This is a genomic window from Flagellimonas halotolerans, assembly GCF_035818535.1.
Taxonomy (GTDB): Bacteria; Bacteroidota; Bacteroidia; order Flavobacteriales; family Flavobacteriaceae; genus Flagellimonas; species Flagellimonas halotolerans.
Map to the genome: position 1 here is coordinate 139918 of NZ_JAYKYV010000003.1, position 10477 is coordinate 150394.

The 10477-nt window shown below is 41.7% G+C and carries 6 protein-coding genes; 2 read left to right on the forward strand and 4 right to left on the reverse strand.

Features of this window, described 5'->3' with window-relative positions:
- Window positions 1-27 precede the first annotated feature (27 nt).
- Entirely contained in the window at window positions 28-2403 is a 2376-nt protein-coding gene (locus VM932_RS05290) for a GAF domain-containing protein (RefSeq protein WP_326277520.1), read from the forward strand.
- Window positions 2404-2406: 3 nt separating this feature from the next.
- On the opposite strand, the gene VM932_RS05295 is transcribed toward VM932_RS05290, so the two are convergent.
- On the reverse strand, window positions 2407-3600 hold the full coding sequence (locus VM932_RS05295; RefSeq protein ID WP_326277522.1) for a Pycsar system effector family protein: 1194 nt from the start codon (window positions 3598-3600) through the stop codon (window positions 2407-2409).
- Between the two features lie 54 nt (window positions 3601-3654).
- Between VM932_RS05295 and VM932_RS05300 the strand changes: the two genes are divergently transcribed.
- Window positions 3655-7368 carry a metallophosphoesterase gene (locus VM932_RS05300; RefSeq protein WP_326277523.1) on the forward strand — a complete coding sequence of 1238 codons (3714 nt, stop codon included), beginning with the start codon at window positions 3655-3657 and terminating at the stop codon, window positions 7366-7368.
- On the opposite strand, the gene VM932_RS05305 is transcribed toward VM932_RS05300, so the two are convergent.
- Genes VM932_RS05305 through VM932_RS05315 form a run of 3 tightly spaced genes read right to left on the reverse strand, consistent with a single transcriptional unit; the run spans window position 7365 to window position 10468 of the window.
- Window positions 7365-8159 (reverse strand): hypothetical protein, encoded by a 795-nt coding sequence (locus tag VM932_RS05305; RefSeq protein ID WP_326277524.1) that lies wholly within the window; start codon window positions 8157-8159, stop codon window positions 7365-7367. The two genes, VM932_RS05300 and VM932_RS05305, sit on opposite strands and share 4 nt — an antisense overlap.
- Before the next feature lie 55 nt (window positions 8160-8214).
- Window positions 8215-9114: a GyrI-like domain-containing protein gene (locus VM932_RS05310; protein WP_326277525.1), complete on the reverse strand. Its 900-nt coding sequence runs from the start codon at window positions 9112-9114 to the stop codon at window positions 8215-8217.
- A gap of 22 nt (window positions 9115-9136) precedes the next feature.
- Complete coding sequence (locus tag VM932_RS05315; protein WP_326277526.1) at window positions 9137-10468, reverse strand: vanadium-dependent haloperoxidase; 1332 nt, start codon at window positions 10466-10468, stop codon at window positions 9137-9139.
- Between the last annotated feature and the right edge of the window lie 9 nt (window positions 10469-10477).

Sequence of the window (10477 nt, forward strand, 5' to 3'; positions counted from 1 at the left end):
GATGTCTAAACCTCGACTAACAAGGGTATGAAGCACAACCTCAATTCGGAAAGCCCTCTGGTTCAACTTGTAAGTTTCAATAAATTGTTGGAACATTACGATGAGCAATTGGAAAGCTCCAATCCGCATATTGCCGAAAGGGCAAAATATGTGCTGGATACTCAGGCGCCCTTCCCAGAGTTGAGGGATGGTTTTACCGATTTGTCCTTATTGGATAAATACAAGGATGTTATCCGAATTATTTTGGAAGATTCTTTTTCTCCGATTTTGACAAAAAATGAAATTAAAACCGCATCTACTCCTTTTGAGAACTTGGTGTTCAATTCATCCGAGCGTTTTCGCCAAATATTGAAGGATGCCGGTGAGGATTTTGACCTTGAAATAACCAATATTCCCAGGGAGTTCGATTACATTATGAGATGTGCTGTAATCCTCCAGTTTTATTACGGTTTTAAATTGGACTTTAAACGTCCTTTCTTTTACGACATACCGGATACCAATGGGGTGATGCGCAGGTACAGGATTTTGTACAATGCGGATTTTATGGAAATCATTCCAACCGAAAAGGCAAAGGAGCTTTCTCAAGATGATGTGGATGAGTTGTTGGACAATTTTTACAATCTGGATATTTGGAAAGAGAAAATTCCGCCAAATAGCTTTATTGCCAAAGGTTTTGTTATTTCCAATATGTTCGATGTAACTACCGAACATTCTGTTTCGGAGATAAAGTCAACTTTGATAGGTCGCGCCCAAAGGGGAAATACGACTTTTATGGAGAGCTTTGAAGATACCTTTAGGTCCTTTTTTAATCTTAGCGATATAAAAGTGGGTTTTTCTGGGTACGATTCCAGCGCCAATCGCTTTTTTAAGATATATGGCAAGGGAATGGAAAGTTACATCCTCAATGGCAAGGATATGGAAGATTGTGATTCCATGTTCTGCAATTATACCCATGATAAGCTGTTCAAAGAAAACAAATACTTCGCCATATCCAATGTCGAAAAATATTTTGAAGGATCAAAAGGAGAGACCCAGCCCTATAAAAGCCTGATGGAGCAAGGCATTAAAAGTGCTATTTTGGCCCCGATTGCCGTAAATGGAAACTTATTGGGGGTACTGGAGCTGGTATCCGGCAAAGTGAACGAGCTCAACAGTGTTAATGCAAACAAGCTGGATGATGTAATGCCATACATTGTTGCGGCCGTAATGCGAACCATTGAGGAAGAGGAGAACTTGATCGATGCCGTGATCCAGCACGAATGTACTTCCGTGCACCCATCCGTGTATTGGAAGTTCCAAGAAGAGGCCAAACGGTTTATGGCAGATGAGTTGACGGGCAACGAACCTGTGTTCAAGGAAATTGTTTTCAAGGATGTGTATCCTTTATATGGACAGATTGACATCAAAGACTCTGCGCAAGAGCGCAATCTAGCCATACAAAGAGATCTTATGATCCAACTGTCAGAAATCAATGATGTACTGGAGATTGCTTTTAAAAAATACAAGCTGCCCATCTATGAGGAATTGATGTTTCGGGTAAACAATTATTTGAATGAGGTAAAAGAAGCCTTGTTTACGCACACCGAACAGGCCGTTTTTGATTTTGTGAAAGAAGAAGTGGACCCCGTTTTTGACCATCTTCAAAAAGAAGATGCCGAAATTGCCGGTTTACTGGAAAAATACAACGAGAAGATTGACAAGGCCACCGAAAGCTATTATGATCATCGTAGAAACTACGACAACAGTGTGATGGAGGCCAACATGAAACTCGCAGCTCTTCTGGACAAAAGACAGGAAGAAGCCCAAGAGATGTTCCCGCACTATTTTGAGCGTTACAAAACCGATGGTGTGGAACACAATATGTACATTGGAAAATCCATAACCAAGGATAAGGAGTTCAACGAACTTTTTTTGAGCAACCTAAGGTTGTGGCAGCTCCAGGTAATGTGCGAAATGGAGAACAAATACTACAGCCTAAAACCGCACCTGCCGGTTAAGTTGGATGTGGCATCATTGGTTTTGGTATATAGTACCTCGTTGGCTATCCGCTTTAGAATGGATGAAAAGCGTTTTGATGTTGATGGCACCTACAATGCCAGATACGAAGTCATTAAAAAACGTATAGACAAGTCCTTTATAAAAGGCACCAATGAACGTCTTACGCAAAAAGGCAAACTTGCCATTGTATACTCACAGCGCAAGGATGAAAAGGAGTATATGCGCTACATCAGCTTTTTAAAGGCAAAAGGGTATTTTACCAACAATATCGAAATTGTAGAGTTGGAGGGTGTACAAGGTGTATCTGGGTTAAAGGCCATCAGGGCAGAGATTTTATATCAAAAAGATAAAAAATCCGAGCGCACCTATACCTACGATGACCTTATGGAGGAACTGAGCTCCTAAGACTTAGAACAAAAGCCTATCGGGGCCAAAAAACCGAAAGGCAATCCCAAAGGAAATTACGGAGATAATCATGCCTATCATAAAAATATTGTAGGTAATCCGAAGTATCTTGTATTTTCTGTTCAGGACAATACCCAAATAATAAAGGTCCTTGGTAAGTGAGGAATACACGTAATCTTTGTCCTTGACAAGCTCTTGCAAGGCCCATTCATATTCTTCAAGCTCCATTTTATGGAAGTTGCCAAAAAACAGCAGGTTTACCCTCTTATTTTCCACATCCTCTTTAGTAAACTTACCACTTGTAATATTTGGTCGTGTGGCCAAAACGGATAGGACCATGGAAACAACACTGAACATGATCAATATAAATGTGGGGTAGATCATATATGTGTTTGATGGGTTGTCCAGTTTGGTGAGCAAGTTGGCCAGCACCAACGAAATTATAATGGCATTGACGGACAATAAAATATTCGCTTTTGTATCGGCAATATCACTCAGTTTAAGGTGGTTTCTTAAAGTGACCCTGTACAAAGTCTGCACACTTCTGTCCGGACTCTCACTTTTGTATTTTGCCTTTAGAGCTTCTTTTTTGGCAATCTTTTTTTCTTCCTTCTTTTCTTTTAGGAGCTTCTTTAGATTCTGTTGCTTTCCTTCCTCCCAATTCTCCTTGGCATAATCGGTAAAAAAATTATGCTTTGTCCGGAACATTTTAATGTTTTTGTCCCGCCATTCTTTAGCGGAATAATCAGCAATGCCCAATTCTCTGAGTTCTTCCTTTAAAAAATCCGTGGTTTCCCAGTAGCTTTTTTTTGCAAAATGGGATATATCGGCATCACGGATAATACCTTCCATAAGGTTGGTGGGTTCGTTGCACATTTTTGTAACCATGATCAAGGAGCAGACTTGCTCAATGCCTTCGGGATCGTAGTCATTTTTGCCAAGAAAATTCCTGGCAATTTCACAGCTATTTTCCTCATGGTCTTTCCAGCCTTTTACATGGCCAACATCGTGGAACCAAGCAGCCAACAATAACCTTTCGTTTTCAACCCTCTCCAGTTTGTAGTAATTGAGTAATTCTTTAGTACTTTTGACCACTCGTTGGGTATGTCGCAAGTTGTGGTACAAGAACCTGGGGTCAAGCTCTTCCGTTAACAGTTTAGAAACGAAGTGTTTGGTGTTTTCAACAATTTCCGACATGGCTGTATGTTTGAATTATCCAAATTACAAAATTTTGGAATCAACCTCGTGGATATGAAGAAACATTACTTGCTGGTTTTTTTGATTGTTTTGGCGTCCGGTTGTGCGACCTACGAAACAAAATATGCAGCGCCTTTTTATGCGAATGCCGCCCTAGTTGAAAAAGAGGTTGAACATACCTTTTATTTGATTGGAGATGCGGGTAAATCCCCAATGGGTGAATTGAACCCTACCTTAAAAAAGTTTAAAAAAGTTCTTGATGCTGCCGATAGGAACAGTACGGCCATTTTTTTGGGAGATAACATATATCCTACCGGATTTGTGGACAAGGACGATGACCCTGTAGGCCATGAACGCTCCAAACACTATTTGGATGCACAGTTGGCCACTTTGGAATCCTTTAAAGGGAATACCATTTTTATTCCTGGGAACCACGACTGGTACAGCGATGGGTTGGATGGGCTCAAACGGGAAGAAAAATATGTTGAAGATGTATTGGACAACAACGACGCTTTTCAACCGGAGAATGGATGCCCCATTGAAAAAATAGAAATCAATGATAAAGTTATGGTCATTGCCATTGATACGGAATGGTACCTTGTCGATTGGGACAAGCATCCGAGCATCAACGATGAATGTGAAATAAAGGACAGGGGGCGTTTTTTTGAAGAACTGGAAAGCCTGATTAAAAAGAACAGGGATAAAACAGTGGTCATAGCAATGCATCACCCTATGTTTTCCTATGGTTCGCATGGTGGTCAATTTTCATTCGAGCAAGGCATGTATCCCAGCGGGGGCAAAGTACCCATGCCCATTTTGGGAACCGCAATCAACCTTCTGAGAAAAACTTCGGGCGCCACAATAGAAGATCTTTCCAATAAAAAGTACAATGAGTTAAAGAATAGGATCGTAACTCTTTCACAATATTCGGACAAGATTATCTTTGTTTCTGGGCACGAGCACACACTACAGTATATTGAGGAGTACGGAAAACCACAAATTGTAAGTGGTTCTGGTGCAAAAACCGGGTCAACCCGATTATTGAACGGAAGCAAGTTTTCAACAGGAAAAAATGGATATGCCATTTTGAAGGTGTACAAAGACGGTTCGTCTCAGGTGGGGTTTTATGGGGCAGATACCAATTCAACTACCTTATTGTATCAAACCGAAGTACTTCCAGCAGATAGGTCTACAAAACCAGTGGAATTGCCCAGTGATTTTCCAGCGTACAAAATGGCATCCGTTTATGCTCCCGAAGAGATTAAAAAAAGTCGTTTTCATAAATGGTTGTGGGGAGAGCGGTACAGAAAATACTACGCCACCAAGGTAAAGGCGCCTACCGTACGTTTGGATACCCTTTTTGGAGGTTTGACCGTTGTAAGAAAGGGAGGGGGCAATCAATCCAATTCTTTGAGATTAGCTGATAAGGAGGGTAGGGAATATGTGATGCGGGGATTGCGGAAAAGTGCCGAAAGGTACCTTCAGGCCATTGCCTTCCAAGATCAGTACATTATTGGCCAGTTTTCGGATACCTATACGGAAAAATTATTGCTGGACCTATATACGGGAGCGCATCCGTACGCTCCTTTTACCATAGGTAAAATTTCTGATGCGCTGGGCATGTACCATACCAATCCTAAGCTGTATTATGTGCCCAAGCAATCCGTTTTGGGAGACTTTAACAAGGAGTTTGGGGACATGCTTTATATGATCGAGGAGCATGTTTCGGATGGCCATGACAATTTGGAAAGCTTTGGCTACACAAAAAAAATTGAAAGTACGTATGACCTCATGGATAAGTTGAGGGAGGATGAGGAGTATAGCATCGACCAGAAAGAATACGTAAAGGCCCGCTTGTTCGATATTCTCGTTGGGGATTGGGATAGGCATGTGGATCAATGGAGATGGGCCGAATTTGAAACTGAAGAGGGCAATAAAGTATATAAACCAATTCCAAGAGATAGAGATCAGGTATTTTCTCGTTGGGGAGACGGCCTTATCATGAATTTTGGCTCCAGAGCTGTGCCTGCACTACGTATTTTCGAAGGGTTTCACAAAAAAATAAGAAGCGTAAAAGGATTTACATCATCACCTAGAACATTCGCTTTGGATATGGCACTATTGTCTGAAACGGATCTGGATGTGTGGATAGATCAAGCCAAGTTTATTCAACAAAACTTGGACGCTGACATTATTGACGATGCGTTTTTGGCCTTTCCCGAAGAGGTTAGGGACGAAACCTTGACCGAGATCAAGAATATTCTTCTGGCCAGAAAAAACACACTTGTCCAAACGGCAATGGACTATTATGCCGTATTAAACAAATATAGCGTGGTTACGGGAACGGATAAAGATGATTATTTCAACATAGTTTCCTTGCCCAATGGTGATGTTGAGGTGAAAGCTTACCGGATAAAAGGAGGCGAATACACGGATTTGTTCTTTAATAAAGTGTATAGTCCCAATTACACAAAAGAAATTTGGATCTATGGTTTGGATGATGATGATGTGTTCGATGCCGATACGGAAACATCAAAAATAAAGGTGCGTATAGCTGGGGGGCAAAACAATGATGTGTACAAAATCTCGGAAAACCCCAAAAAATTGTTCGTTTACGACTTTAAGAGCAAGAAAAATACTTTTGATGGTGCCTATGGAGGGAACATAAACCTAATTGATGATTACGATACCAATACCTACGAATTTTTAAATGTAAAAGGCAGCAATAACCAAGTATTGCCCACTATTGGTTACAATCCCGATGATGGTGTCAGAATAGGATTGACCGATACCTATACCTTTAATGGATTCAGGAAAAACCCCTTTACACAACAACATACATTCAACGCAGCCTATTATTTTGCTACCGATGGATTTGATTTAGGGTACAGGGGTGAGTTTGCCCATATATTTAATAAGGTCAACCTTGAGGTCCATGCTCGGTTTACCAGTCCCAACTTTACCCGTAATTTTTTCGGATTTGGGAATGAAACGGTAAACAATGACGATGATGAACCCTTGGGGCTGGACTACAATAGGGTACGGGTTCGGACCTTGAAGTTTGCGCCTTCCCTGGTTTGGCGCGGATTTTTAGGGTCTAAAGTTAGGTTGGGCCTAGCTTATGAAAATATTGAGATTGAAGAGACGGAGAATAGGTTCGTCAATGAATTTTATATTGAAAATGGGGAAGAAAACCATTTGAGTTTCTTTGGGGTCGATGCAGTGTATAGTTACTCCAATACTGATAACGAGGCGTTTCCCACTTTGGGAATGGGATTTTCGCTGGAAGGTGGTTTTAAAACTAATCTGGATGATTCATCAAGATCGTTTGGGTATATAATCCCTTCATTTTCTATGGACCACAGGTTAACTGCTGATGGGCGTTTGGTTTTGGCGACTAAGTTCAAAGGGCATTTTACCATTGGGGATGGCTACGAGTTTTACCAAGCTGCCAGTATAGGGGGCAATAATGGTCTACGTGGATTTCGCTTTCAACGATTTACGGGTAAAACGGCATATTTTCAAAACACGGACCTTCGATACAGTTTTAGAAGCGTGAAAACTGGGCTGTTACCTGTGAATCCTGGGGTTTATGGAGGTTTTGATTACGGCCGTGTGTGGTTTCCCGGGGAGGAATCAGACAAATGGCACAATTCTTACGGAGGAGGATTTTTCTTGAACGGTGCCGATGTAGTATCTGCGAATCTTGGACTTTTCAACAGTACAGATGGCCTGCGCTTTGCCTTTGGTCTTGGATTTGGGTTTTAATCGAGCTTTAATTCATAAAGACTTCTACCTCCGTGGTTGTTCTCTTCATCGGCGATAAGAAGTGTTTTGTTATCCACAAAGCAAACCGATTCAACCTGAGTGGGGGTGTTTAAATCAATGATTTTGATAGATGACTTGCTGAAATCGGGAGCACTAAAATCGGTGAGCAAAAACACAAAGCCATAGCTCAACAGAGCAATGGTGTTTCCGTTAGGGGAAATATCGGCGCTGGTCACCGAGCAATGGTCTTGGTCTGCACATAAAAAGAGGGTTCCCAAAAATTCAGCTTCGTATTCACCTTTTCTATCCGGAACCCTATAAACCAAGGTTTCTCCACTATACGGCCTCGTACGGTTTTTAGTAAAAATGTAGAGGTAATCATTAAGATGAAAAAAGCCCTCGGTATCAAAATATAAACTGTCTCTTTTAGGTGGAAAATCTTTCTGCAGTGGATATTTGAACCCAATCTTGTCGGCATTGGGCTCCTTTTTGCCCATTTCATCCTTGGGAATCTTGTAAATGAGCAAATCCTTACGTTCATTATCATTGTTGCCAAAATCACCAATGTAAAGGTTGCCATTAACATCTTTTGCCAAATCTTCCCAATCCCTGTTTTTGGCGTGGTCTATCTTTAAGGATTCTTTGATGTCACCATCCCTGCCAACCTTATATATTTTGTCTTTGTTCCCGCTATCTTCAATGACCCAAATATTCCCATCAGCAGCAATTTCCACCCCAGAGACTTCTTTGAGCTCGGAGGGGAATTTGGATAAGGGATCCAATTCACTCAAATAAGTCTTTTGGTCACAAGTTTGGACCACCATCAGAAAAAAACCAAGGACAAGTTTATTCATCGGATTCTTTTATGGGCATATATACCTCTGTAGTCCATTGTAACTCATTACCACCCATGTTAGGGTTATTATGGAAAACCTCTATAGGTTTTTTCTCTACAGGGATATTATTTTCATTGGCATGATCCAATAGTGCGTACCATGCGCGGTCGGAAGTGATATAGTTTCCATGGTAAACCGCTTTAATGGCATTTTTACTAAAGATGCGCTTGTATTCAATATCAGGGTGGTTTGGAAGTTTTTCCGAACGGATGATGGGATTGCAAAAATTATAGGAAAGACTATTGTTTTCCAAATCCCAGTCCAACACCTCTACAAATGGAGGGCCATTTAGTTGAACTTCATTTTGGGCAAGGATGCCATCTAAGAAGCTATAGTTGGCCATCATGCCTTTGGCCTTGTTTTCGGGCGTGGTCTTTAGCTTGACGCAAGCACAAAATGAGGAAAATATCTCAGCTTCCCCTTCTATGGAATAGTTGAATCCTTCAAGATGTTCGTTCAGAAAACTGTTAAAGTCCAAAAGCAATTTTCTGGAGCCTTTTTCAAAATCCGTATCGGAAAATGGTACAGCAAGCCTGTTGCCAATGGAATTATAGGTATCCTTGATATTTACCTGAACTTCACTCAGCGAATCGTGTACCCGGTCTATCTTCCATTCGTACTCATGAAGAGAATCGTTCACTACAATGGTCTGCTTAAAATGGCTTGGGCTTATGTACTCCACCGGGACCACGGAATCAAAACCATGGTTCCAAGCCTTTACGGTTTCGAATAGGGTTCCCGGAATGGCTTTTGCCTCAAAATTGACCTGATAATCCTGGGGCTTTAAAAATAGATACCACAAAACTGCTCCCACCACAAGGGCTAGGATTATTGAAATAATCTTCTTCATAACTAAGGAGCAAAAATACGGATTAGCCTTTTGTCATATCCAATTTGTCCACTATAAATTTCCCAAGATCCCTTCCTTGCTTAATCCCTACCTCAATGGCCGCTCGGTAATGGATACCGCCATACATTCGGCTCAATGCTGCCTCATCGGATGCGTGGTTAAAAGAGGTGAAGGAACGTACGGGCAAACCGTAGGCTACTTCGGTGTCGTCGTCAAAGGCAAAGTTATCACCGAAGATATCGGTTAGGGCTATGGCCGCTGCCCCCGATACTACACTGTGCCCACTTGTATATTCTGGGAACGGAGGTGTTTGTAGCACAGGTTCCCAACTGTCATCAATATATTCGTTGATTACCGTTTCCGGGCGTATAAGATTACTTCTGTATTTTTCATCCCAACAGCTTATAAAGGCGTCTGCAATGGCAATGGAGGTTTTGGTGTAAGCGTAAACCGTTTTGGCAAAATCGGCATTTGTTTTTCTCGAAGCTATTTTGGCAATGCCTATCCAGTGAGCTCCCGGGGTAATTTTCTTTGTGGCGAACATTAAATGTCCGCGGGTTACGGAAACATAAGGATTACAATCCCAAAACTGGGCAATGGCTATTTCTTCCGATTTATCTCCTTTGCCTACCATGCTTTTTCTCACTTCGTAGACTTCCATCACCTCTTTGTAAAAATCAGAGTCTTCTTCCATGGAGAATTCTGGTGGCGGTATGGGCTTGAACTGCTGCGCCGAGTCGATTGCGAATGGGCGGATTTTATCCCAATGCGGTTCAATACCGTTCATGTAGGCCGGGGGAGTGGGTTGCCAGCGCGATGGGTCATCAGAGTCCACGGAAAACTTGGGCATGGTGCGTGTTTCCTTGTAGTTGTCCTTGTTCATCCAGTCCCCGACAAAGTCAGCAACTTCCAATCCGTATTCCTTGCTGGCATTAAAAACCGTTTCGTTTTTATCCATCCAAATGGTATAGAGACTGTCCCTAAAGCTTTCCATTCTTTCTTCGGAAAAAATCAGTCTTTTGCTAATATCCATGTGAGCGATCAAGGCTGCCATTTCGTAATTGATGTTCTCACTGTTTTTTGGCTCTGGAATACTTTTCAAATCGGTAACCTGACCCGCCAAGGACTTGTATTTTTCGTTTTTCTTGGCTATAATTTCGTATGCCGCAATATTGGAGTACGCAAATATTCTACTGGCCACAGGAGGTGAGAATATATCATGGATCATTATTTCGATCACTTTGTCCACGGATGCATGGAGTTCTTCCGGGGAGACTTCAACGGGCTCCTGTTTTTTTTGACATGATGCCAAAACCAACACTAGTGCTGCGATTAAACTTATTCTTTTTTTCATGGCCTTGCG